At 64.4% G+C, this 24,571-nt stretch carries 17 protein-coding genes; 14 read left to right on the top strand and 3 right to left on the bottom strand.

Features of this window, described 5'->3' with window-relative positions; all coding sequences use genetic code 11:
• Window positions 1-1,890 precede the first annotated feature (1,890 nt).
• The 3 genes from DK26_RS20625 to DK26_RS20635 are packed head-to-tail and all read right to left on the bottom strand — an operon-like array spanning window position 1,891 to window position 5,921.
• Window positions 1,891-2,931 carry a DUF354 domain-containing protein gene (locus DK26_RS20625; protein ID WP_066476295.1) on the bottom strand — a complete coding sequence of 347 codons (1,041 nt, stop codon included), beginning with the start codon at window positions 2,929-2,931 and terminating at the stop codon, window positions 1,891-1,893.
• Window positions 2,932-2,941: 10 nt separating this feature from the next.
• Window positions 2,942-4,948 (bottom strand): hypothetical protein, encoded by a 2,007-nt coding sequence (locus tag DK26_RS20630; protein WP_066476308.1) that lies wholly within the window; start codon window positions 4,946-4,948, stop codon window positions 2,942-2,944.
• Window positions 4,949-4,970: 22 nt separating this feature from the next.
• On the bottom strand, window positions 4,971-5,921 hold the full coding sequence (locus DK26_RS20635) for a glycosyltransferase family 2 protein (RefSeq protein ID WP_066476310.1): 951 nt from the start codon (window positions 5,919-5,921) through the stop codon (window positions 4,971-4,973).
• 287 nt (window positions 5,922-6,208) lie between these two features.
• On the opposite strand from DK26_RS20635, the gene DK26_RS20640 reads away from it, so the two are divergent.
• The 14 genes from DK26_RS20640 (at window position 6,209) to DK26_RS20705 (ending at window position 24,571) form a co-directional block, all read left to right on the top strand.
• Window positions 6,209-7,006, top strand: a complete 798-nt coding sequence (locus DK26_RS20640) for a class I SAM-dependent methyltransferase (RefSeq protein ID WP_066476312.1) — start codon at window positions 6,209-6,211, stop codon at window positions 7,004-7,006.
• Entirely contained in the window at window positions 7,003-8,025 is a 1,023-nt protein-coding gene (locus tag DK26_RS20645; protein ID WP_066476313.1) for a polysaccharide deacetylase family protein, read from the top strand. The genes DK26_RS20640 and DK26_RS20645 overlap by 4 nt, the downstream gene beginning before the upstream one ends.
• Window positions 8,026-8,090: 65 nt before the next feature.
• On the top strand, window positions 8,091-9,293 hold the full coding sequence (locus tag DK26_RS20650; protein WP_157089755.1) for a hypothetical protein: 1,203 nt from the start codon (window positions 8,091-8,093) through the stop codon (window positions 9,291-9,293).
• Between the two features lie 78 nt (window positions 9,294-9,371).
• Window positions 9,372-11,420 (top strand): hypothetical protein, encoded by a 2,049-nt coding sequence (locus DK26_RS20655; RefSeq protein WP_066476330.1) that lies wholly within the window; start codon window positions 9,372-9,374, stop codon window positions 11,418-11,420.
• A 79-nt stretch (window positions 11,421-11,499) separates the two neighbouring features.
• Window positions 11,500-12,480, top strand: coding sequence for a lysylphosphatidylglycerol synthase transmembrane domain-containing protein (locus DK26_RS20660; RefSeq protein ID WP_066476332.1), 981 nt, complete (start codon window positions 11,500-11,502; stop codon window positions 12,478-12,480).
• Between the two features lie 53 nt (window positions 12,481-12,533).
• Window positions 12,534-13,985 carry a hypothetical protein gene (locus DK26_RS20665; protein WP_157089756.1) on the top strand — a complete coding sequence of 484 codons (1,452 nt, stop codon included), beginning with the start codon at window positions 12,534-12,536 and terminating at the stop codon, window positions 13,983-13,985.
• 150 nt (window positions 13,986-14,135) lie between these two features.
• Complete coding sequence (gene asnB, locus DK26_RS20670; RefSeq protein WP_066476336.1) at window positions 14,136-16,073, top strand: asparagine synthase (glutamine-hydrolyzing); 1,938 nt, start codon at window positions 14,136-14,138, stop codon at window positions 16,071-16,073.
• A 24-nt stretch (window positions 16,074-16,097) separates the two neighbouring features.
• Window positions 16,098-17,057, top strand: a complete 960-nt coding sequence (locus DK26_RS20675) for an NAD-dependent epimerase/dehydratase family protein (RefSeq protein WP_066476338.1) — start codon at window positions 16,098-16,100, stop codon at window positions 17,055-17,057.
• A gap of 8 nt (window positions 17,058-17,065) precedes the next feature.
• Window positions 17,066-18,007 (top strand): NAD-dependent epimerase/dehydratase family protein, encoded by a 942-nt coding sequence (locus DK26_RS20680; RefSeq protein WP_066476341.1) that lies wholly within the window; start codon window positions 17,066-17,068, stop codon window positions 18,005-18,007.
• A 49-nt stretch (window positions 18,008-18,056) separates the two neighbouring features.
• Window positions 18,057-19,127: an NAD-dependent epimerase/dehydratase family protein gene (locus tag DK26_RS20685; protein WP_066476343.1), complete on the top strand. Its 1,071-nt coding sequence runs from the start codon at window positions 18,057-18,059 to the stop codon at window positions 19,125-19,127.
• 439 nt (window positions 19,128-19,566) lie between these two features.
• A complete protein-coding gene (locus DK26_RS20690) occupies window positions 19,567-20,655 on the top strand; it encodes a glycosyltransferase (RefSeq protein ID WP_184231723.1) in 1,089 nt (362 codons plus the stop codon).
• Between the two features lie 157 nt (window positions 20,656-20,812).
• Window positions 20,813-22,063: a glycosyltransferase family 4 protein gene (locus tag DK26_RS20695; protein WP_066476353.1), complete on the top strand. Its 1,251-nt coding sequence runs from the start codon at window positions 20,813-20,815 to the stop codon at window positions 22,061-22,063.
• Complete coding sequence (locus DK26_RS20700) at window positions 22,060-22,845, top strand: ABC transporter permease (protein ID WP_066476356.1); 786 nt, start codon at window positions 22,060-22,062, stop codon at window positions 22,843-22,845. The genes DK26_RS20695 and DK26_RS20700 overlap by 4 nt, the downstream gene beginning before the upstream one ends.
• The gene (locus DK26_RS20705) at window positions 22,838-24,571 is read left to right on the top strand and encodes an ABC transporter ATP-binding protein (protein WP_066476358.1); all 1,734 of its coding nucleotides are present in this window, start codon (window positions 22,838-22,840) and stop codon (window positions 24,569-24,571) included. The genes DK26_RS20700 and DK26_RS20705 overlap by 8 nt, the downstream gene beginning before the upstream one ends.

Below are 24,571 nucleotides of genomic sequence, written 5' to 3' on the forward strand. Positions count from 1 at the left end.
TGCGCTCGCGCCGGGAGTTCTGGGCCTCGGGCTGCTGCTCGCCTCGCGGCGGCGCGGCCCTTCCTTCCTGCGGACGATCCGGCGGATCGACCCGCGAGACCCGGTGTTGTGGGCGAGCATCGCCGCGGCCGCGATCGTCATGGCCGTGCTGGCGCCACGGGTGGGCTATTATCTGGCTCAGCCCATCGGCAATTCCGATGCCCTGCAATATCTGGCGCAGGCGGATCATCTGGTCTCGCACCGCAGCTTCTTCATGATCGCCGGCATCGAAGGACTTGCCGACGCGACCTTGCGTGGCGATGCGCATGGCCCGCTCTGGATCGCCTATAATGCGGCCGCGCTGGTGTGGTCCGAGTTCGCCGGCTCCGACCCCGGGGCGCAGGCTGCACCACGCCTGGCCTTTCTGCTGAGCATGCTGGCCTGCCTCGCGGGCGGCGTCGCGGTCGCAAGCGCCGCCAGGATGCGCGGACTGGCGCTGCTGGTCGTGCTGCTGATCCTCGTTGTGCCGCAGTTTCCGGGAGTCGTGATCGGCGGGGATCGCGACGCCTTTCGGCTCACGGCCCTGCTGTTGCTCTGTGCCTTCCTAGCGGCGCAGGCCGCCTCGCGGCTCCGCCGGTTCGGTTTTGCCGCGGCGCTGCTTGGAGCCGTACTTGGCGCCTGGGCGATGCAGGGACATGCATTGTCGCTGGTGCTGGTGCCGGTGATCGTGGCGTCCTGGACCCTGTTCATGCTGGTGCGTGGCGAAGCGGGTCGGGTGCGTACGATGGTCTTGACGAGCGCCGTCGCGTTCGGTTTCTGTCTGGGCGCACTCCATGTCGGCATCGCCTATTATCGGACCGGTTCGCTCTCGGGCGACAATGTCGATTCCGCCAAGGTGATGGCCGGGACCGTCTACGCCCTCGGGCATGCAGCGCGCGAAGAGGCCAGGATCGGAGAGGGCGCGATTCTGGTCAGCCGGCTCAGGATCAGCATCGAGCGCGACGGCGGATGGCCCAGCCTGGCGGCTATCCTGCTCGCCACGGTTCTGGCCTTGCGCCTGGGCGCGCGCGCGCTGGCCCGACAGCCGCGAACACCCCGCCTCCACCGATCCGGCGAGATGATGGGCGGCCTGACCGCGGTCTGGTTCGTCGGCCAGAGCCTATTGCTGCTGGGCCTGTTCGACACTGCGTCGTATCGGCTGTCGGACTGGACGGTGTTGAACTCACGCTATGCGATGCAATGGTATGTGTTCGCTGCCCTGCTGGTGGCGTGGGGCCTTGCCGCAGCGGCCAGCCTGCTGTCGAACCGGTTGCGGCAGACGCGGCGCGGAGCATTGGCGGTGACCGTGCTGCCCGCGACGCTCCTCCTGACGAGCGCCGTCAGCGCGGCCATCCTGGCGAAGCGATGGCTCTATTATCCGACGGGCGCCTATGCGGTGGTCTCAAGCAAGCTCAACGCGACGGTCGCTGCCTTGCCGCCTACCTGCCGCGCGGTATCGGAGGATACCGGTCTCGGCTTCCATGCCGACCGGCCGGTCCTGCAGCTCTACAGCAAGCATCTGCGCGAGCTGGTGCAGGAGACCGATACGGAGACGCTGCTGCGTAAGCTCGATGACCGGCACATCTGCGCCGTCGTTCTCTATAACGGCCTCTATGTGGATACTGCGGGGCCTGGTACGCCTTTCGCCAAGCTGCTGAACAGTCCGGCTTTTCAGCTCCGGGATGCAGCGCCGTGGCGCATCTATGTGCGCACAGGGCTCGAGCGTACGAGATAGCCGCCGGAGGCGGGAGCCGGGCTCGCAGGCACATACGGCGCTGGAGCGACGCACGGGTTTCGCCGTGCGAAGAAGTCCACTTAAGCACGCGTGGATAGATCATCGTGATCCGCGTTCGGGAGGACGTGGAAAATCTTCTAGGGAAATCCCCTGTCGAACTGGTCCATCAGCCAGTCGGCGAGGTTGACCTTCTCGGCGAGCGCATGGGCGCGGCGCCGGGCCATGATGCTCTCCGTCTCCGGATCCTCCAGCAAGGTTCGGACGAGCACGAGCAGTTCCTCGAACTGCGCCGGGCGAAAGCCCCAAGCCAGCTGGTAACGCTCTTCCAGCTCGGTGATGACCGAGCAGCGGCCGACGAAGCTGTTGCAGCGGATGGCGGGGCGGCCCAGCAGCGCGGCCTCCATCGTCATGGTCTGACTGTCGCTGATCAGCATCGTCGCATGCGCCATGATGCTGTGCATGTGTTCGGGCGGCGCCCGGAAGGCGTAGGGCTTCAGCCGCTCCGGCATGTTGCCTTCCGCATTGACGAAGACGCGGCCATGCGGCTCCAGCAAGGCGATCAGGCGTCCGACCTGCTGCTCGGACAACCCTTCCTCGCCGGCGTCGTGATGCGCTGTGAGCGAGACCAGCCTGAGGATGAAGAAAGGTTCGCCCGGCGCCACGCCGAGCAGCGAGAGCGCGTCGGGGTCGGGCGTGAAATGGTCCGGGTGGAGATAGGCAAGCTCGTGATAGCTGTTGTGCGTGCGGACCTTTGCCGTCTTCTCGTCCCGCAGGATCTCCGGGATCACCACCCGGGTCGCAAACGGGTAGGTGATCTTGGTGAAGAGGGGGACATAGTCGGCGTCATCCTCGTTGAGGACGATCGACGGCCTGCCGATCAGCCGGCCGACATGGGCGACCGAGACGGAGGTTCCGACCAGAAAATCGGGACGATCCGGGAGCGCCGCCTTCAGCACCTGCCAATTGTGGATGGCAAGCTCAAGGGCGCTACCGGCGAGGCCGGTCCGCGGCGTCGACGCGATCGTATAGGGCAGGCCGTAATGATCGAGCAGGCGGCCGATGATGCCGCGATCGCGGATGGTGACGGTGACCTTGTCGCCGCGCGCCTGCATCCGCTTGGCGACATGGCGGAAGAGGTGCACATGGGCCGGGTGGCCGATGTCGAACAGGACATGCATCGGGCGAGGCTCAGGCCTTGCCGGGGTAGAGCGTCGGAATCTCAGCGATCCTCTGCAGGACCTCGCTCGGATCCAGCCCGATCACGCTGCAGTACCAGGCGATCGATTCGAAGCGCGGCGCGTTCTCCGTTTCAACCAGGCGCAGCGCCGTGTCGCGGTCGATCATGCCCTCGCGGATCTGGTTCGAGCGGAAGGTGTCGTTCTCGCTGAAGCCGGCGACCCGATAGTAGATGTAGTTGTAGAAGGCTGCGGTACCGTCACCTATGCGCCAGGTCGAGCGCGTGTCGCTCGCCGTCTCCCAATCGTATTGGTCGAGCAGGGTGTCGTTGACCTCGCTTTCGACCCAGGGGATGTAGTCGAACAGGCGTAAGTAGTCGTGCTTGATCGAATAGTAGCTCAGGAAAGCGCCGGTGGTGTCGACCAGCGACTTGTTGAAGTAGCTGGGGTTGAACAGGAATTCCTTGCCGTAATAGGCGGCCATCTGCAACTGCGCGAGGCGCGAGGGGCGATGGCCCAGGGTCGGCGGCACACCGCAGAAGCCGGCCTTGAAGTGGGTTTTCTCGAGGGGGTTCGAGGCGAGCACTGTGGCGTCGAGGTGCAGCTTCTTCGCCAGGTCGTTGGCGTGGTAGAAGTACTGCTTGTCGCCGGCCATGAAGAGCGGGATGATGCCGAGCGCAGGGCGCTTCAGCCAGGCGGAAACGTTGCGGCGGATATTGTCCCGCTTGTCGGCGATATCGGCCGAGACGAGGATGTGCTCGACCTTGAGAGCCCCGCACATGCGCGCCTGGTTGCGGCGGGCGAGGTCGGTGATCATGCCCCAGTCATAGGTGTAGGCGATCGGCTTCAGGCCGAGTTCCTTGACGGCATAGTGGATGCCGTAGCTGCTATCGCGGCCGCCGCTCAGCGTGATCAGGCAATCGGCGGCGGCGCCGCCGCGGCGCATCTTGAGCTTCTCGGCCTCGGCTGCGAGCGCCGCGCGGCCGAGATAGGTCTTCGGCTTGTGGCTGTTGCAGAAATTGCACACGCCTTTCTCGTCGAAGGCGATGAAAGGCACCGTCTCGGGCAGGACGCAGCTTGTGCAGCGCCTCAGCGCCCGGATCGGTTCCCGGTCGATCTCGAAGCGCGAGAAGTCGGCCTGCCTGACTTGTGGTGCAGAGTTGAAGCCGGCGTGATCACGCGCTTCGGTCGGGGTCTCGTCGCGGATATCGCGATGACGCGCGGCGATCTCCGGCGCTTCGGAAGCCTCTTCGGCCAGTCCGATCGCATGGTCCGTGAGCGCGCCGAGCTCGATCAGCAGGGCATTGTCGGCCTCGATCTGGCGGATGGCGTCCGGGCTCGCCGGCCAGTTCAATCCGGCGGTGCCGAGGAACTCCTCGAGGATATAGCGCTCCGAGGCAAACACCGTCGTGCCGTCGGCGGCATTGCGCGCGACATAGAGCGAGCCGTTGTTCGTGGCGAGGGCGATGCAGTCGAGATCCTCGAAGACCAGCGCCGTCGAGACCGTGCCGAGGAGTTGATGGAAGGTCGAGCGCAGGGCGGCAGGAAGCGGCTCGCCGCGACCGAGGTGCCGGCGAAGGAGCTGCAGCATGACCTCGGTGTCGACCTCGGCCGTGCGCTGCGCATCGTTCATCGTGCGCCAGAGCGCGCCGTCGTTGACGATGATGCCGTTGTGGACGCCGAGGATGCCGCCCGCGAGCACCGGCTGATTGTTGGCGTGCAGGTTCTGGGCGCCGTTGGTGACGAGGCGTGAATGCCCGAACATCGCAAAGGGTTCGCCGGTGCGATAGACCGCGTCGACTGCCTGGCGCAGGAACGGAGCGAAGCCGGGCGACGCGATGAAGTCCCGCGGGCGTTGGGCGCTCTTCTGGAAGGTGATCGCCGCCGGGCCGGCGATCGCAAGACCGGCCGACTCCTTGCCGCGCGTCTCGGATAGCAGGAACAGGCGCGAAACCGCCTGTTCAACGATCCGGCGCTCGAGCGCGCCCGGACGCGCGATCACTCCGAAAATGCCACACATCGCCTTCTTCCGCTGGCTCGACTTATTTCAAGTGCTTGTTCATTTCCATGTCGAGCCACATGGCGAACATGACCGATTGCCAGCCCATCAGGATGAGAAAGGCCGTGAAGAGCGGCGTGTTGTCGCTGACCGAACCGACGAACAGGCGGTGGATGATGACATATAGGCCGGTCAGTGCGCCGAAGAAGAGGAGCATGAAGCCGGTCAGGTAGAACATCAGCAGCGGGTGGAAGTCACGGATGACGTATTTGTGCAGCATCCGGTAGCCGAACAGGCGCAGCAGCAGGAGCGAGAGCTTCGGCACAAGGCGGATCGGCTTGATGCCGGACTTCTCGCCAATGCCGTAGATCGGCTTGATCGGGATGTCGCGCACGCGGAAATCGTAGATGTTCAGCTTGACCAGCACGTCGTTGGGCATGCCGTAGCGCTTGTAGATGCCGTCCAGGTCGAGCGTCTTCAGGACCTTGTGGGTCGCGACGGTGTAGCCGGTCTGGGAGTCGGCGACATGCCAGTATCCGGAGGCGATCTTGGTCAGCAGCGAGAGCAGGCTGTTGCCGATGTAGCGGACACGCGGAATGATCTTCCAGGCCTCGCCGGTGAAGAGGCGGTTGCCCTTGGCGTAGTCGACCTCGCCGGCTACGACCGGGTCGAGCAGCGCGGGCAGGTCGTCCGGATCCATCTGCGCGTCGCCCGCCATCACCGCCGTCGCGTCGATGCCGTTGTCGCGCGCCCAGCGATAGCCCGCCGCGATGGCGCCACCAACGCCTTCGTTCTGCGGCAGGCGGATCAGGACGACGCGTCCCGGCTGTGCCGCCGCATGACCTTCCACGATCTCGACCGTGCGGTCGCGGCTCTGGTCGTCGACACAGACGATGTGGTCGACGAAATCGGGCATGGTCTCGATGACGCGGCTGATCAGCCTTTCTTCGTTGTAGCAAGGCACGACAACGGCGACAGTCTTGGACTTGTACATCTCGCTTCCCGTGGCGCGGTCTCAAATATCGTCGAATCGGCGGATAGTCCGCGCCAACCCCTCAACTGCGCGGGAATCGGGAGGAATACCCGAGCCGGGCGACCATGCGGAGCGACGCGCTCCTATCCGACATTCCGCTGCGATCGGCAACTGCCTTTCGGATGTGATGCTCGTGATGGCGGTCGCTTCTTGACTTGCTCGGCGTGAAAATTCCCTTCCATTTTACGCAACTTCCTCTAGTGAAAGTCGAAATTGCCTATCAGCCATGCAGATGCGGATCCGAAGCCATGAACGATGAGACCCTGCGCTTCTACGACGAGCAGGCGAAAGGTTATTCGGAGATTCGCGCGCGTCCGATCCAGATCTATACAGATCGTCTGGAGCGCGAGGCAATGATGCCTCTGGTCGCCGAGGCGCGCGATATTCTCGATCTTGGCTGCGGTGAAGGCCGCTTGACCCGCTGGATCGCGGCGACCAAACGTCAGCAGGGCGGTGCCTTTGCGGTACATGGTGCGGATTTCAGCCCAGAGATGATTGTGCATGCAGAGGCCCAGAACGGCGATCTGCCGGCGACCTATGGCGTCGGCGATGCCATGGCGTTGCCGTTCCCGGACAATAGCTTCGACCTGATCGTCTCCTGCACTGCGCCGAACAATTTTCCCAGCCTCGACGGCGCGCTCGACGAGATCCGGCGCGTCCTGCGCCCAGGCGGCATCTTCTGCGCGACAATCATAAACGGCGAGGAGACGGCGCGGTTCGCGCGCTATCTGTACTACTCGCCGTACTACCTCGCTCAGCTCGCCAAGCGCCTGGTGGGCGGTGCCTCCGGCTATCACCGCGTGCTGTTCTCGCGCGACGAGCTGGCCAGCCTGCTGCGTGGACGGTTCGACGTGATGGAGCTCACGGGAATGCGGGTGATCCCGGATTTCATTCCTGAGTTCCCGCTGAATATCTGGCCGCCGCTGTTCCCGGTGATGAACGGGTTGGTGCGAGCGACGGAGGGGCTCGACCGGCGCCTGTCCCGCCATCCCCGGGCCGGGCGGCATGCGCGTTTCCATCTCGTGATCGCGCGGGCGCTGAAATGAGCCTCGGCGAGGCGCGTCCGCAATTCGTCGTCACGGTCGATGTCGAGGACTTCTTCGAGCCGCGCCCGCCGATGGATACCTATCGCGGCCGCATGGGCGGCCGCGATCATGCAACGCCGCGCATCATGGATATCGTCGAGCGCCATGGCGGTCGCGGCACCTTCTTCGTCGATGTCCAGAACCGGCGCACGGTGAGCGAGGAGCTCGTCTCCGGCATCACCCGGGAGATCGCCGAGCGTGGCCATGAGGTCGGGCTCCACACGCATCCGGCCTTTCCGGAAGGCCGGCGCGGCTACGGCATGGCCCAGACGATGAAGGTGCTCGACCGCGAGGCTCAGACGGAGTTTGTCCGCCAGGGCGCGGAGCTGATCGAGGCCTGGACGGGGCGGCGCCCGGTCAGCCACCGGGCGGGCGGTTACGGTGCCAACTACGACACACTGGCCGCGCTCGAAGCCAACGGCATCACGATCGATTCGAGCGTGTTCTGGGGGTATCCTTATTGCGGGCTGAACGAGCCGCCGCTGACGGTCAATGCCGCGGTACGGCACGGGCAGGTGCTGGAAATCCCGGTTTCGGTAACGCGCTGCGAGCTTGCATTGGGTAGCTTCTCGCGCGCGCCGCGGCTGTTCTCGATGATCAAGAAGCTCGACCCCGACTGGTGCAGTCCTGGAGAGCTGCGCCGCCAGATCGAGACGCTTCTGGCGCAGGGCGAGCGGACCATTATCCTGTTCCTGCACTCCTACTCGCTGATCGATATCGAGCGCGGCTTCAAGCCGGACGAGCGGGCCTGCGAGGTGCTGGATGCCCTGATGTCGGATTGCGTCGGGCGCTATGGCGGCGAACTGGTCACGCTGGAGCAGGCGGCGCAGCGGGCCATGGTGGTCTCCAGCCAGGAGGCGCTGGCAAAGCCGCCGCCGGTGGTCCGCTCGGACCTGCTCCTGCGCCACATCGAGCTCACGGGCTGGCTTCTGCGCAAGGTCAAGCCTCGTCACCTGCAGGCGATCCTGACCAAGCGCTGATTTCCAAACTGACACGGCTCGCGCGGACCCTTATAGCTGTGCCCGAATTCCAATCGAGTACACAGATGAAACAACAACGCGTGGGCGGCCCAGCACCAGATGCCGAGCTGCTGAAAAGGGTCGGCGAGGCGGTCGTCTGCCTGGGCAACTGGCTGGAGCGACAAGGCTATGCGGGCAACGATCCATATCAGCTCGACCACCTGATCTCGCGGGTTGGCGACAGGCCGCTGATCGGCCCTCTGATGGGCTTCGCGCGGCGAGTGCTGAAGCCGTATCACGCCCTGATTCCGAAGCGTCTGTTCCAGGCCGCACCTGCAACGGTGATCCCGCAGGCCCTTGGAGACGCCCTCTCGGGCGAGGGGCTCCTTCCCGTCAGCGAGCAAACGCGCCGTCGTGCGGAGCGCCTGTTCGGCCTGATCCGCCAGAGCCGCTCGCCCTTGGCGCAAAATGCTGGGTGGGGACTGCCTTTCTACTGGGGCGGGACGGCCAAGCACCCTCCCCACTGGCCGGCGACGATCACCACCACGATCGTTCTGCAAGGGCTTCTCGATGCTCTTCACTTGCTCGACCGTGATGAGGTGCTTGCTCTGGTCGAGTCCGGTGTGCGCTTCATGGTGGACGAGTGCGGGGTCGCGGAACTTCCGGAAGGCGATTGCATTTTCTATGGCCCGAAGGACACCAGACTCATTCTGAACGCGAGCATCGCGGCCGGTGCGATGATGGCCAGAGCCGCCGTCGAGCTTCAGAGGGATGATTTGGCTGCACTTGCAGCGCGCACAGCGCAGCTCCTGGTGCATCATCAGAATCCGGACGGATCCTGGTATTATTCGCCGGCTTATCGCGAGCACGCCGTCGATACCATTATCGACGGTCGGCATACCGGCTATATCCTCGAAGCACTGATCGCGATCAACGCCGAGCGCCAGGATGCCGGTGTAGCCGAGGCGATCGAGCGTGGCTGGGCCTATTCGAAAGAGCATTTGATCGACGGCGAGAAGCCGCGCTGGAGCCCCGACCAGACCTGGCCGGTCGACGCCCACGACGTCGCTCAGGCGATCATGACGGCCCTGGTGTATGGCGATCACGATCTCGCCCAGCGGCATATGGCCTTCGCCATGGACCGCTTCTATGCCGGGGACGGCAAGTTTCGCTACAAGGCCTTCGAGAACGGCGACAGCAACAATGCCGTCTTCATCCGCTGGACGCAGGCCCCAATGTACAAGGCCATGGTGCGCTATCTCGCCATGTCCGCGCCGGACGCCGCCTGACGACATGCTGCTGCCGCGTGCTCTCGACTTGTCTGGCAGGCTCGAGACCGCTCGGGCGATCCAACTCAGGCTCGGCCGATGTCTCCTGCACTAACAGTCGCCTGGCATCTGCAGCTCGTGCTGGTTGGCCTCTCAGTGGGACTGATCGCGACCTGCCTCCCGAAAGCGATACCGCTTTCGCGCTCCGCGCGGTTTGTCGCGGGCGTCTGCCTGGCGCCTTCCATCGTTGCGCTGACGACGATCGTGTTCGCGCATCTTGTCCCGCGAAGCCCACTGCGGCTCTTCGCCTTCGTGCCCCTGCTGGTGATCGTTCCCGCCGCACTGGCGAGTTTCCATTTCTTGCGGCCGAGCGCGTCCCTGGCGTCTCCAGGGCGGCTCGTCGGCATCCGGCCTGGCTCTCTGCAGATCACCTTGCTCGGGCTCTTCGCCATGGCGGGGGTCGGCTCCGTGCTCTATTTCGCGGGGCACGTCTTCGCCCACAACTTCGTCAGAACGCCATCGGGCGGCGATGCGACGCAATACCTGGCACAGGCTTTCCACTTCGCCAGTCATCGGGATGGCTGGCGAATCATTGGCGGAGCGGGGCTGGCGGACGGCTCCCTGCGCGGCGATCTGCATGGCCCGTTCTGGACGGCCTATCTCGCTTCGGCGATCGCGGCGACTGGGGCCCGCCCAAATGGGGCCAATCTGGCCGCGCCCGGTGCGATCATCGCGACGGTGCCACTGCTGTTGCTAAGCCTGGCCCTGCTGTTCCAGCGCGTGCGCGGCGTCTCGCCTACCCTTCTGACGATCATTCTGCTCTTCAGCATTCCCGGCCTCGGCTACATGGTTTCGTCCCATAGCCGCGATGCGTTTCGACTGATCCCGCTCCTGTGTCTGATCGCCCTGTTCGTCGGCTGCTGTGCGTCGCCGATCCACAGCGCGAGGCGCATTCTGCCGGTCGCGGCCAGTTTCGCGGCGGCGGCATTCTTCACTGCCGGCGGCCATTCGCTCGCGATCTTCCTGGTGCCGCTCACGGCGCTCGGCGGTTGCGCCGCACTCCTGCTGTCGCGCACGCAAGGCCGCTATCGCTTTGGGCAACGTTTCCGGCTCGGGCTGTGCCTCGGCATCGCGACCGGCCTTGGCGCGGTGGTCGGTTTCGGCCATCTGATCGTGAACCTGGTCCGGACGGGCTCGCTGAGTGCGGGTAATGTCACCAGCGACGAGGTCCTGGCGGGTACGCCCTACGCGCCGCTTCTGAAGCTCTACAACGACAAGCGCGTCATCTCCGAGGATCTGCTCCACAATCCGATCCTGACGCTGTTCACCCGCGATCTCGGACCTGTTCAACAGATCCTGGCCTATTGCGGCTTTTCGGTCGCGATCATCTGCGTTGTCCTGGCGCTGGTGCGCTTCATCCGTCGCAGGCCGAGCTCCCCGGTGGCTATGATCCTGATCTGCCTGAGTCTGATCCTGATCATGCAGTCGGTTCTTTTTTCGGGCTGGCTCGATTTCGGCGGCCATGCGGTCTCGCAATGGCTGGCGATGAATTCGCGCTATACGCTCCAGACCTATGTCCTGCTGTCGGCCATCTGCGCGTTGGTCGCTACGACGGCCTATGCGAGGCTGAGCGGCCGCGACATCGCGGCGCCGGGCGCGCCCGGCGAAAGGCAGGTCCCGGCCCTGCCGATCCGGCTGGCAGCTGGGGCGGCGGCCGCCGTCCTCGTCGTTGCGCTATCGCTGCAGGCCAAGGCCAATATCGGGCGCACCTTCTTTCCGATCTATACGCCGGGCTTGCGGGATCCGATCGTGGCCTTCGAGCAGAAATTGTCCGGCTACGGCGAGGATTGCCGCTACCTCAGCGAGGTCGATCAGCTGTCCTACCATTGGGCGAGGCCGCGGCTCATGATCTTCTCGGCGGTCAATCGCGAGCTCTTCCTGTTGAAGACAGCCGAGGAGATCGACCGCTATCTGCAACGCAACAACATCTGTGCAATTGCGGTCTATTCGAATTTCATCATGGCTTCGATGCCGACGGGCTATCCGTTCAAGGACTATCTGAGCGACCCTGATTACATCATCAACGGTACGGATCCGAGTTCCTATCTATGGCTCTTCGTCCGGCGCAAGGCCTTGAGAGAGTCGTAGAAATGCCGCTCGCGACTGCGCTGCCTGTTTTCGAACTTCGATGCCGCCATGAGCTGCCGCGCCGCTTGCGGAGCCCGGCGTGAGCAACCTTCTGACGCGCAAGCGCCTGCTCTGGGGCGCAGGGCTGCTGGTTGGAGGCGCGGCGCTCTTCTATCTCTCACGCCATGTCGACTGGCGGGTCCTCGCGGCGCTCGGCCCCGGGACGCTGCTGGCATTGTGTGCGTCGACGATCCTGATGATCGTCCTGCACGCGGCCGGGGCAGCCGCCTTGCTCCATGGCATGCGCTATCCGGCACGGGTCGCCGACGTGATGACGGCGATGCTGGCCGCCGGTACCGTCAGCCTGGCGGGAGATCCCAAGCTCGGCGTGCCCGCGCGGCTTGCCTTCTACAAGATGCTGGCGAACATCCCCGTGAGCGTCGGCGCGGCGCAGACGACCATCGAGAGCCTCCTCTGGCTATTTCTGATGGGCGCGATCATGGTGATTCCCGGGCCGCTCGCCGGCGACCGCGCGCTGCCGCTTTCGCTTGCTGCCGCCGCGATGCTTGCGGTCGGGGTCGGGGCGGTTGCGCTCGGGCCCCCCGTGCTCGACCGGCTCTGGGGGATCGGGCGCCTGTTCCAGGCCTCCGGACCGATCCGGCGGTTTGTGCTGGAGCTGCGCAGCGCCATGCTCGGATTGCGGCCGGGCGCACTCGCGCTCGCGACGCTCTGGCTCGCCCTGACCTACGTCGTCGACGTCGCGTCGATCTGGTATCTCGGGCGGGCCTTGGGAGCCGACATCGCGCCGGCGGCCATCGGCCATGCCGTGGTAATCTCCTACCTCGCCGGGGCGGTCTCACTGCTGCCGCTCGGGCTGGGGGTCAGGGACGTCACCTTCGCGCTGCTGCTGCAGCAGGCCGGAGCGCCGCCCGAGGTCGCGGCCGGCATCGTCCTAAGCCATCGTACCTTGCGGACCGTGCTGCCTCTCCTGCTGGGGGTGGCTCTGACGCCCTGGGTCCTGCGCAGGGCCCGGGAGCCGGGTCCGGATCGCCGCCCGAGTGGCGAGAGGGCGGGCGATTAAGGCGCCGAAGCAGACCGCCCCCCGAGCCACCCGGCCGGGAGCTCGCGATCGATTTGCTTGTCAAGGCATCCGATTCTTACGTAAAGCGGGCTCATTCTGTGGCCCGGTGCTTTGAGCGGGCCATCAAGCAAACCGGATGTGTGATGCCTTATTTGCAACGGCCGCCGCTGCTCGTGCTGTATCATCTGCGCGGCACGGCGCAGCTGCCTCTGCGAACCGCTATCGCCGATCATTTGCAATGCTGGCGTCGGCATTCGCAATTTCCGGTCATCTACCACAATTACGCTTTCGGTTTCGATTGGGCCGACTATGCCGGCCTGCCGCTGTCGGGCGTGATCCTCGACACGCTGGCGTTGAACCTGCGCTGGTCCCCCGAGCTCTTCCGGGCCCGGACGAAGCCGTTGCTGGCCTTGCGGCAGTTCAAAGGGCCGAAGATCGCCATGCCGCAGGACGAGTTCATCCACACTGACGTGCTGTGCGAGTTCCTCGCCGCGATCGGCGTCACCGATCTCCTCAGCGCCGGTTCCCGCGAGACGGCGGAGCAGATCTACCGCGAGGCGCTTCCCGATGTGCGGCTGGGCCAGAAGCTGACGGGCTATCTCGAGGATGAGACGCTCGATCGCATCGAACGGTCGGCGCGCGAGATCGGCGAGCGCGACATCGATGTCAGCTACCGCGCCTGGCATGCCGAGGCCTGGCTCGGAGAGCACGGCCGCCTGAAGGTCCAGGTGGCGCAGGAGACGATGGCGGCCAGCCCGGACTACCCGCAATTGCGCTTCGATGTCTCGACCAGCGAAAGCGACGTGTTGACCGGGGACGACTGGTACAGGTTCTTGCTGCGCTCCAGATGTGCGCTCGGGGTGGAGGGAGGCGCGAGCGTTCTCGACCGTGACGGCGCGATCGCGGCGCGAACGCGCGCCTACGTTGCCGAGCATCCGGAGGCGGATTTCGAAACGGTCCGGGAGGCCTGCTTCGCCGAGCACGAGGGAACGCTGGCGTTGTTTGCGATCGGCCCTCGCCATCTCGAAGCCTGCGCGACCCGCACCTGCCAGCTCCTCGTCAAGGGCGAGTATCAAGGCATTCTGAGAGCCGGCCAAGACTATATCGCGATCAACCGGGATTTCAGCAATCTGCCCGACGTTCTGGATCGCGTGGCGCGCCGGGATCCGGCGCTGGCGGCTGCTGCCGAGAGTGCCTATCAGCGTGTCGTCGCGTCGGGCGACTACACCTACCAGGCTTTCGTCCGTCGCGTCGAAGCTGACATTCTCCTGCCGCGCTTGGGTTTCTTTTCGCGGGTGCTGTCGCCCTCCACGGCCAGGCGCATCGAGAGGGCGATCGGGCGTCACAAGCTGATCGAGGACTTCGCCCTCGCCGAGGCGCTTGAATTCCTGCCGCATCGATACGACTACGAGCACAGCCAGGAGCCGGCCTGGCAGGCTGCGCGGGAGAGGGCTCGGAAGCTCGCCGAAGAAGAAGGGCTGCTCCTCGATCCCGACTGGCAGTGAGCCGTGCTGCGCCGCAACGGCATGACTCTGAGTGGCCCGATCTTGCAGGCGCGTGGGGCTGACAAGGCCGTCGTTGCCTGTTAAAGCGCCCCTTCCGCCAGCCGTCGCTCTGGCCGGCATCGGGACTATTCTCGAAGGAGTTCGTTTCACATGTGCGGAATCGCTGGAGCAGCATCGCTGTCCCGCTCCCCGATTGTGCGTCTGGATCGCGCTCTAGCGGCGATGAGCCACCTGATCGCGCATCGCGGCCCCGATGGGCACGGCTTCTGGCGCGCGGCTGACGACAGTTGCGGCTTGGCCCACAGGCGGCTGGCGATCATCGATCTGTCTCCGTCGGGACATCAGCCGATGACGGCGCCGAACGGGACGGTGCTGACGTTCAACGGCGAAATCTACAATTACCGTGAGCTCATGGAGGAGCTGCGCGAGGGCTGGACGTTCCGCTCCAGCTCCGACAGCGAAACGATCCTCGCCGCCTATGCCCGCTGGGGCACGGATTGCCTGACGCATCTGCGCGGCATGTTCGCGTTCGCGATTCATGACGGCAAGCGCCTGTTCGCGGCGCGCGATCGCTTCGGCATCAAGCCGTTCTACTATGCCGTGGTCGACGGAACGCTGTATTTCGCATCGGAGATGAAGGCGCTCTTGCCGCTTCTTCCCGAGGTCGCGACCGACCCGGACGCGCTCGCCGAATACATGACCTTCCAGTACACGATCGGCGAGAAGACGCTGTTCCGGCATATCCACACCCTGTTGCCGGGGCATGCGCTGACGGTCGAGAACGGCGAGCTGCGCATCTTCCGCTACTGGGATGTGCACTACGACGTCGATTTCGATCACTCGCCGCGCTGGTTCGGCGAGGAGATGCGCTCCAGGCTCTCCGACTCGGTGAAGATGCATCTGCGCTCGGACGTGCCGGTCGGCGCCTATATCTCGGGCGGCATCGATTCCAGCCTGATCGGTATCCTGGCGGGGCGCGAGGAGGCCTCCGGCCGGATCGGCTTCCACGGCAAGTTCACGGATTTCCCGGGCTACGACGAGAGCAATTACGCAGAGGCAGCTTGCCGCGACGGCGGCATCGAGTTGCATCAGATCGAGATCACCGCGAACGATTTTCGCGATAACATCGAGAAGGTGCTCTTCCATCTCGACACGCCGGTCGGTGGCCCCGGCTCGTTCCCGCAATACATGGTCTCGGAACTGGCGGCACGCCATGTCAAGGTCGTTCTCGGGGGGCAGGGCGGTGACGAGATCTTCGGCGGCTATGCGCGCTACCTGATCGCCTATCTCGAGCAGGCCCTAAAGGCCTCGATCGACGGGACGCAGCGCAATGGCAACTTCGTCGTCACGCCGGAATCGATCATTCCGCATCTGACCGTTCTGCAGGAATACAAGCCGCTGATCCGGCAGCTCTTCTCCAAGGGTCTGTTCGGGCCGCTCGACGAGCGCTATTTCCGGCTGATCGACCGTTCGGCCGACATGGGCGACGAAGTCGACTGGTCGGCGCTTGATCTCGCCGGCGTCTTCGCGCGCTTCCAGGCGATCTTCAATTCCGAGCGCAATGTGCGCAAGGAAGCCTATTTCGACTCGATGACGCATTTCGACTTCAAGTGCCTGCTGCCGGCGCTGCTGCAGGTCGAGGACAGGATGTCGATGGCGCACGGCCTGGAGTCACGCGTGCCGCTGCTCGACCATTCCGTGGTCGAGTTCGCCGCGACGATACCGGCCGACATCAAGTTCAAGGGCGGCCAGATGAAGCATTTCATCAAGTCGACCTTCGCCGCCGACCTGCCTCAGGAACTGGCGCAGCGTCGCGACAAGATGGGCTTCCCGGTACCGCTCAAGGAGTGGTTCTCCGGCGAGCTCAAGGGCATGGTCTCGGACATCTTCGCGACCCAGAAGACCCGGCATCGGGAGTTCTTCAACTCCGACGTCATCCTCGCCAATTTCGACAAGGGCGAGCGTTTCTCGCGCAAGACCTGGGGGCTTCTCAGCCTCGAGCTCTGGCACCAGATTTTCCACGACCGCGCCGCCGACTACAGGCGGATGCTCGACGAGGTCGAGCCGGCGCGCGTCGCGGCCCAGTAAACCAGCGCTTACAGGATCAGCGGCATGAAGGTCTTCATTACCGGCGGCTCCGGCCAGGTCGGCTCGACTGCGGCGGACATGTTCCTCGCACGTGGCGATACCGTGATGTCGCTCGAGAATTTCTCGACCGGCCGACGGGACAATCTGCTCGACCAGGAGCGCCTGACCCAGGTCGAGGGCTCGATCACCGATTGGAAGCTGGTCGACCAGCTGTTCTCCGACTTCAAGCCGGACGTCGTCGTGCACACCGCCGCATCCTACAAGGATCCGGAGGACTGGGAGACCGATGCTCTGGTCAACGCGGTCGGTGGTGCCAACATCGCCAAGGGCTGCAAGCTCCACAAGGTCGGCCGGCTGATCTACTTCCAGACGGCGCTGTGCTACGGCACCAAGCCGCTGCAGCAGCCGATCACGCTCGATCACCCGATCAGCCCGGTCAATTCGAGCTATGCGATCTCGAAGACCGCGGGCGAGCACTATGTCCAGTTCTCGGGCGTCGACTGGGTGACCTTCCGGCTCGCCAACGTCATCGGCCCGCGCAATGTCTCCGGGCCGTTGCCGATCTTCTATGGTCGCCTCGCCGAAGGGAAGAAGTGCTTCGTCACACCGGCGCGGCGCGATTTCTGCTATGCCGGCGACCTCGCCAAGGTCGTGGTCCAGGCCGCCGACGGCAAGGGCGACGGCACCTATCACTTCTCGTCCGGCAAGGACGTGGCGATCAAGGAATTGTACGACGCCGTCGTCAAGGCGATGAAGCTCAACGACTATCCCGAGCCCGAGGTCAAGCCGCTCGGCCCGGATGATGCGGCCTCGATCCTGCTCGATCCCTCGCGCACCTTCGCCGATTTCGGCGATGTCGAGTTCACTCCGCTCGACGAGATCGCGCGGCTCTCGGTCGAGCGTTGGGAAAGGGAGGGGGTCGTCGGCGGCTACACCCATCTCAAGGAGGCTCGCGCCGACATCAAGACGGCGGCCAAGGGCTGAGGGGTTCCATGCGTATCCTGATCACCGGCGGGGCGGGCTGCCTCGGCTCCAACCTGACCGAGCGTTATCTCGACGCCGGCCACGAGGTGCTGGTACTCGACAATTTCGCCACCGGGCATCGCGGTTCGCTGCCGGAGGTGCATCCGGGCATGCGCCTGGTCGAGGGCAGGGTCGAGGACCGCGCGCTGGTCGACCGGCTGTTCGCGGAGTTCAAGCCGAGCCATGTGATCCATTCGGCCGCGGCCTACAAGGATCCGGACGACTGGATCGAGGATACGCGCACCAATGTCGAAGGCACGATCCATGTCGTCGAGGCGGCAAAGGCGGCAGGCGTAAAGCGCTTCGTCAACTTCCACACCGCGCTCGGCTACGGCCGGCCGGAGCGGCTGCCGATTCCTGCCGATGCGCCGGCGCGTCCGTTCACCAGCTATGGCATCTCGAAGCAGGCTGGCGAGAACTATCTCGCCATGTCGGGGTTGCCCTTCGTCTCGCTCCGGCTCGCCAACGTCACCGGGCCGCGGCTGGCGATCGGCCCGATTCCGACCTTCTATACCCGGTTGAAGGCGGGCAAGGGCTGCTTCTGCTCGAAGACGGTGCGCGACTTCATCGATATGGATGATTTCTTCTCGGTGATGGACGTCGTGATGGCGGAGGGCGCGCCGACCGGCGTCTTCAACGTCTCCACCGGCACCGGACATACGATCAAGGAAATCTTCGACATCGTCGTCGATCACCTCGGGATCACGCTGGCGGAACCGGTCCCGGAGGTGGAGCCCGGTGCCGACGACGTGCCCGCCGTCGTGCTCGACCCGTCGAAGACGATCGAGACCTTCGGCTGGCAGCCGCGCTACTCCTTCGAGCAGACCATCCGGCGCATGCTCGGCTGGTATGACACGCACGGCGTCACTGCGATCTACAGCCACCTGAAGGCGCCTCCGGCGAAGGCTTGACGCCGTCACCGGGGCCCATTGCCGCCCACTTTCCGAACGGACCCATTCGATGACAGAGAGCTTTTCTGGCAAGAACGTGCTGGTCGTCGGCGGCGCCGGCTTCGTCGGCTCCAATCTGGTCAAGCAGATCCTGAGCGAGAAGCCGCGCAAGCTGACGATCGTCGACAACTTCCTCTCGGCCGATCCGGTCAACGTGCCGAACGACCCGGTCGTGAAGCTCGTCTCCGGCCCGATCACCAGCGACCGCATCCTGGCCGAGCTCGATGGCGACCTCGACTACGCCTACCATCTCGCCTGCTTCCACGGGAACCAGTCGTCGATCCATGACCCGCTGATGGATCACGAGAACAACACCCTGACGACGCTGAAGCTCTTCGAGCGGCTGAAGGACATCAAGACGCTCAAGAAGGTGGTGTATTCGGCGGCCGGCTGTGCAGTCGCCGCCAAGACCTTCGACGGCGCCACGGCGACCGACGAGGACGCGCAGGTCTCGCTCTTCCACGACAGCCCGTACTCGATCTCGAAGCTGATCGGCGAGATGTACGGCAATTACTATTTCACCCGGCACGGATTGCCTTTCGTCAAGGCCCGCTTCCAGAACGTCTACGGCCCGGGCGAGATCCTGGGCGCGGGACGCTGGCGCGGCACGCCGGCGACCGTCTGGCGCAACGTCACGCCGACTTTCATCTGGAAGTCGCTGCATGGCGAGGCGCTGCCGGTGGAGAATGGTGGCATCGCGACCCGCGACTTCATTTTCGTCGAGGACATGGCGCGGGGCCTGATGGCCTGCGGCCTCAAGGGGGAGCCGGGAGAGATATACAATCTCGGTTCCGGCGCCGAAGTTTCGATCCGTGAGCTCGCCGAACGGATCAATGCCGCGACCGGCAACGCGACGCCGATCGCGCTGACTCCGGCACGTGACTGGGACCGCTCCGGCCAGCGCTTCGCCGCCACGGAGAAAGCCCGCGAGAAGATCGGCTTCGTGGCGCAGGTCCCGCATGAGGAGGGCATCCGCCGCACTGTTGCGTGGACGCAGGCCAATAGGGCGACCGTCATGCGCTGTATGATGAACCATGCGCATTTCGTCCCGGAGGTGCGTGCCTATCAGCAGGCGGGCTAGGTCGCCACGATCCGGCTGGGCGAAGTGACGATTCATCCTTTCGTCACGGCGCCCGGTTCATCGGAGAAGTGAGTTTCGCTTTTCGGCCCCTTGCTCTAGGGATGTCGTCTGAGTCCGAGCGCCACGGCGCCTTCCGTCTTCGGGCGGAATTCACAGGTTCCCCGTTTCATCGCAGCTTCGGCAGGCGAGCCGGTATCCGCCTGATCCGAAGCTGCTCTGTTCCTTCGTTTTATCGCATTTTCTTCATGCGAGCGGGTGCTCACCTCGCTCGAAAATGCTCTTGAGGTATCTCGTGTCGAGAGGCCAGGTCAGCGCCGTCGGGAGCCCAGCCGCCGATCCGGAGGATCGACGTTCGGCCGTCGTGATCTCGCTCTCCCACATCGCCAACGATCCTCGGGTCTGTCGTCAGCTCAGGGCACTGAGCGATGCCGGCTGGTCGGTGACCTCGGTCGGCTATGGCGCAGCTCCGAAGGGCGATCCGAGCTGGCGCCATGTGCAAGTGCCGGAGCTGGAGCATGACGCCAGGCCCTTGCGGCGCGGGTTGCGAGTGCTCGGCTTGCTGGCGGCACGCCTGTGGCCGGGGATGGCGTTGCCGATCTGGCACGGGCAGCCGCGCCATCGCGCCTTGATGGAGGCCGTGGCCGGCCTGCCGGCCGCGGAACTCATCGTCGCGAACGACTATACCGCCTTGCCGGCGGGGACCGCGCTGGCCGCTCGAACGCAGGCGCGCCTGGTCTACGACACGCACGAATACGCGGCGGGAGAGCGCGACGAAGAGGCCCGCTGGCGGTTGCTCTATCCAGCCTACATCCGGGCGATTGAACGGAGCGGCATCGAGGCAGGCGCCGCGGTCACGACAGTGTCCGAAGGGATCGCAGTGCGGCTCGCGGCCGACTACGGCATCACGCAACCGGCGGTCGTGCGCAATCTGCCATTCTACCGGTCGGTGCCGGGGCGCAAGGCGGCTGCCGAGCCGCTCGTCCACTACCATGGCGTGATCGTGCCGGGCCGCGGTCTGGAAACCTTGATCGACAGCGTGCGCTTGTGGCGGCCCCAGTTCCGGCTGAGGATCCAGGGGCCGAGCGCGCCGGATTATCTGGAAGAGCTCAAGGCGAGGGCACAGCAGAACGGCGTGATGGACCGCATCGTGTTCGCTCCGCCTGCGCCCGCCGATGGACTCGTCGCCTCCGCATCCGAGGCGGATATCGGCATCCATGTTCTGCCCGGTTTCAGCCATCAGAACAGCTACGCGCTTCCGAACAAGCTGTTCGAGTACCTGATGGCGGGGCTCGCAGTCGTCGTGACCGATCTTCCAGAGATGCGGCGCATCGTGGCCGGCAGGGGCGTCGGCGAGCTCGTCGAAGGAGAGAGAGCCGATGCGGTCGCCGCAGCCGTCAACGCTATGGGAGCCGCCGAGATCGAGGGGTATCGGCAGGCTGCCCTGGCGAGCGCCCGCGAACTTTGCTGGGAGCGCGAGAAGGACAGGTTCCTCGCCGTCTGCGGGCCTGTTCCGTCGAAGCGGGGCTGACATGCCGTGACAAGCGGCGGGAAGTTTGTTAGTGACCGCGCCGGCCGCATCGCGCCAGGAGGGTGCCCGGCTTTGCTGACGGCGCCCCGGCATTACCTATGCAAGCATCGAAATGGACGGTCGAGACAATGCGCTTGTGCGTGATCGCGGAGCGGCCATGAAAGTCCTGATGCTGTCACCCGATGCGCAGATGATCGATCGGCGCATCTTGCAGGAAGCTCGCACGCTGCTTGCAGCCGGCCACGATGTCGACTTGCTGAGCGGCTTCGAGTGCCGCGAGCCAGACGCCTATGAGGACCGCGGATTGCGGGTCAAGCGCTACCGGTACGACTGGCAGGACAGGCGCCGCGAGCGCTTGCGCACTCAACTTGGCCCGGTAGCAGGCCAGATCGCTTGGCCGTTCGTGCGGCTTGCGAACCGGGCCCTGGATGGCGCGAACGCGTTCGAGGCCTTTGTGCTGGAGAAGGTCCTGCAACACAGTTTCGACGTGGTGCACGTCCATGATTTCCCGATGCTACGCACAGGGGTCATGGCAGCCAAGGCACGCGGCGTGCCGGTGATCTACGATTCGCACGAGTTCTACCCGGTGCAATCTTGCTTCTCGCCGGAGGACCAGAAGCGTTACCTGGCGATGGAGCGAAAGCTCGTCCGGGATTGCGCGCAGGTGATCACCGTCAACCCCTATATCGCACGTATGCTCGCCGAGGCCCACGATACGCCGGAGCCCGAGGTCATCCTCAACGCCTGCGAAGTTCCCGAGACCACGTCGAACGATCTCGACAGCGAGGAGCGCAGGCGACGGCGCGTGGAGAAGGGCCTGCCGCCGGACGCATTCATCTTCGTCTACCAGGGCTGGCTCTCGCCGGAGCGAAACCTCGAGCCGATGATCGAGGCGATGGCGGCGCAGCCGTCGAGTGTCGCCCTGCTCGTGGTCGGCTATGGCGACTATCTCGCCACGCTGGAACAGCTCGCGGAGACGCACGGCGTCCGTGACCGCGTCATTTTCTACGGCCGCGTCGAAAGCGACGATCTGCCGGCTCTGACGCAGCTCTGCGACGTCGGGATCATCCCCTATCGTGCCGTCGACGAGATGCATCGCTACTGCAGCCCGAACAAGCTGTTCGAGTTCATCTCGGCCCAGATCCCGATGCTCGCCAGCGATCTGCCCTATCTGCGCGATGTGATCGCCGGCCATGAGATCGGCTGGCTGGGCAACCTCGAGGAGCCTCTCGGCTTTGCGCGGTTGATGCAGCAGGTCATAGCCGATAAGACCGGCATCGCCGCGGCGCGACGCAACCTGCCCAAAGCAGCGGCCGAGCTGAATTGGGACGTGGAAGGCCGTAAACTGGTCGCGATCTACGACCGGCTCGCAATGATGGCGAAGACAGAAAAAGTCGCGAGCAGATGACCGGCCCGATCAAGCTGATATATGACTATCGCCATACCTTGTACGCCACCACGCTGAACGATGTGCGTGGGCGCTATATCGGTTCGACGCTCGGCTTGGCCTGGATGGTGCTTTATCCGTTCCTGTTCCTGTCGATCTATGCGGTGGTCTTCACCGTGATCCTGCGGGTTCGGCTGGAGCAGTACACCTCGATCGATTATGTCCTGATGATCTTCGCGGGACTGATCCCCTTCATCGGCTTTTCAGAAGCGCTGAGCGCCTCGACCTCGGCCGTGATCTCGAACAAGGGCCTGCTGCGCAACACCATGTTTCCGATCGATCTCATCCCGGTGAAAGCCGTGCTGGGCGCGTCGGTCACCATGAGCGTCGGCCTGATTGGCTTGATCCTGTCGCTCTGGATCAGCGGGCGCTTCTTCTGGACGCAATTCCTGATCATTCCGATCTTCCTGCTGCAATTGATCTTCTCGATCGGAGTCGGCTGGCTGATCTCTGCCCTGACAGTGTTCTTTCGCGATCTCGTGCACATCATCGGCGTCGTGATCATGTTCCTGATGCTGGTGTCGCCGATCGGCTACACGCGCGAGATGATCCCGCCTGGAATGAAGCCGCTGATGGCCGTCAATCCGCTCTACTACATGATCGACGTCTATCGCGGTGTGCTGTTTTTCGGTGAGGTTCCGGTCGGAAGCCTTTTGATGCTGACCGTGCTCGCCTTCGGCTTCTATCTGCTGGGCTTCTTCTTTTTCAATCGGCTCAAGCCCGTGTTTGGCGAATATGTCTGAAACTGCGATCGAAGTTACGAACGTCTCGCGGGTCTTCCGGCGCTACCAGCATCCGCGCTACCGGATCATGGAGCTTTTCGGCCTGCCGATTCCGAAAAGCGGATATGACGAGTTCCAGGCGCTCGGCGACATCAATCTCACGGTCAACCGTGGCGAGCGCGTCGCTCTGATCGGGCGCAACGGTGCCGGCAAGAGCACCTTGCTGAGCATCATTTGTGGCCGTCTGCTGCCGTCGTCCGGGGATGTCCGCGTCAATGGCCGCATCCAGGCGCTTATGGAGCTCGGCACGGGATTCCACCCCGACTTCACGGCGCGCGAGAACGTCATCGCCACCTTGGCCATGAACGGGATCACGGGCCGCAAGGCACGTGGGATGGTCGACGATGTCATCGATTTCGCCGAGCTCGAAGACTTCCAGGACCAGCCGGTCAAGACCTTCTCTGCCGGCATGTATGCGCGCCTCGCCTTTTCGGCTTCGACGGCGATCGAGCCCGACATCCTCATCATCGACGAGGTTCTAGGGGCCGGCGACGCCTATTTCGCTTCCAAGAGCGCCGAGCGCATGCGCCGGCTGACGATCGATACCGGCGCTACTGTCCTGTTCGTCAGTCATGACATGTCCAGTGTCGAGCGCTTGTGCGAGCGCGCGATCTGGATCGATCATGGCCGCAGCATCATGGAAGGCAGCGCACTCCAGGTCAGCAAGGCCTATTACGCCTCGGTGCTGAAATACGAGGAGGAGCGGCTTTCGGTTCGGACGCAGCAGGCCAAGAAGCGTATCCGGAAACGCGCGGAGACCCGGCCGGCTGAGGATGTCGAGATCGCCTTCCGCCGGGACGGCTCGGACGGTGAGGCCCCGGCGATCGCCCGCATTGTTCTGCGCGAAGGCGAGGGGGAGCTCGCGGTCCTCGATTTGGGGCAGGCCGAGCAGCAAGAATCGATGAATGGCTTCCAGGTTGCAGCTTGGGGGGAGGCGACCACGGTCGACGGGCTTGCCTGTCGGAAGCTGGCGCCTGCGACCGCTGCCCCCGCTCCGTCGATCGCCCTGCGCATCCCAGAAGCCGTCACCGAACCGCGATTGGAGGTGCTGTACCGGCCGGGATCAGCTTCTTCAGTCCAGGTCGTTCTCAAGCGGCAGGAAACGGAGACGGAGCTCGGCCGGATCGAAGCGAATACCGATGCCGGCTGGCAGACCGTGGACTTCAGCGCGGGGATTTCTCAGCCCGCCGATGCGGATACGGAAGCAGATTCGCAGGATACGGCGGACGATCGATGGGAAACGCCGGACGGGCGCATCATCGATATCGTGCCCGCCGATGCGGCAGGGGAAGAGAAGTTCGTCTTCGGCTTGCGCGAGCCCGTCTTCTTCAGGATCGATTTCGACTCGGGCGCTTCGTTAGATCGCTTCTGGCTTGCACTGATCATCTACGACGCTAAAGGGAACCGCGTTTATTTCGATGCGCTGGAAGCCCCTGCGATCGAGAAGGGCAAAGGTTATCGATATCTTGCCGGAATTCCGGATTTCTGCCTTCGCCAGGGCGATTACGTTTTGAGTGTCGATTTCCTCAAGGAGTTTTCGTTCCAGACCGTTCCCGGCGTCCGGTTTCCCTTCATCGCGCATTGGGACCGGTCCGTCTTTTTCAAGGTTGACGAAGGGTATCGCGGTATTGTTGATCTTGGCTTGGTGGCCATGAAAGCCAGTGTTAAAGTCGAAGAGAGACAGTAA

The sequence above is a fragment of the Allobosea sp. WAO genome (assembly GCF_001509835.1).
In the GTDB taxonomy this organism is placed as follows: Bacteria; Pseudomonadota; Alphaproteobacteria; order Rhizobiales; family Beijerinckiaceae; genus Allobosea.

Excerpts from the sequence above, each read along its gene's own strand:
- DK26_RS20625 (WP_066476295.1), bottom strand. The coding sequence starts at position 2,931 with ATGCATGTCCTGTTCGACATCGGCCACCCGGCCCATGTGCACCTCTTC.
- DK26_RS20630 (WP_066476308.1), bottom strand. The coding sequence starts at position 4,948 with ATGTGTGGCATTTTCGGAGTGATCGCGCGTCCGGGCGCGCTCGAGCGC.
- DK26_RS20635 (WP_066476310.1), bottom strand. The coding sequence starts at position 5,921 with ATGTACAAGTCCAAGACTGTCGCCGTTGTCGTGCCTTGCTACAACGAA.
- DK26_RS20640 (WP_066476312.1), top strand. The coding sequence starts at position 6,209 with ATGAACGATGAGACCCTGCGCTTCTACGACGAGCAGGCGAAAGGTTAT.
- DK26_RS20645 (WP_066476313.1), top strand. The coding sequence starts at position 7,003 with ATGAGCCTCGGCGAGGCGCGTCCGCAATTCGTCGTCACGGTCGATGTC.
- DK26_RS20650 (WP_157089755.1), top strand. The coding sequence starts at position 8,091 with ATGAAACAACAACGCGTGGGCGGCCCAGCACCAGATGCCGAGCTGCTG.
- DK26_RS20655 (WP_066476330.1), top strand. The coding sequence starts at position 9,372 with ATGTCTCCTGCACTAACAGTCGCCTGGCATCTGCAGCTCGTGCTGGTT.
- asnB (WP_066476336.1), top strand. The coding sequence starts at position 14,136 with ATGTGCGGAATCGCTGGAGCAGCATCGCTGTCCCGCTCCCCGATTGTG.
- DK26_RS20675 (WP_066476338.1), top strand. The coding sequence starts at position 16,098 with ATGAAGGTCTTCATTACCGGCGGCTCCGGCCAGGTCGGCTCGACTGCG.
- DK26_RS20680 (WP_066476341.1), top strand. The coding sequence starts at position 17,066 with ATGCGTATCCTGATCACCGGCGGGGCGGGCTGCCTCGGCTCCAACCTG.
- DK26_RS20685 (WP_066476343.1), top strand. The coding sequence starts at position 18,057 with ATGACAGAGAGCTTTTCTGGCAAGAACGTGCTGGTCGTCGGCGGCGCC.
- DK26_RS20695 (WP_066476353.1), top strand. The coding sequence starts at position 20,813 with ATGAAAGTCCTGATGCTGTCACCCGATGCGCAGATGATCGATCGGCGC.
- DK26_RS20700 (WP_066476356.1), top strand. The coding sequence starts at position 22,060 with ATGACCGGCCCGATCAAGCTGATATATGACTATCGCCATACCTTGTAC.
- DK26_RS20705 (WP_066476358.1), top strand. The coding sequence starts at position 22,838 with ATGTCTGAAACTGCGATCGAAGTTACGAACGTCTCGCGGGTCTTCCGG.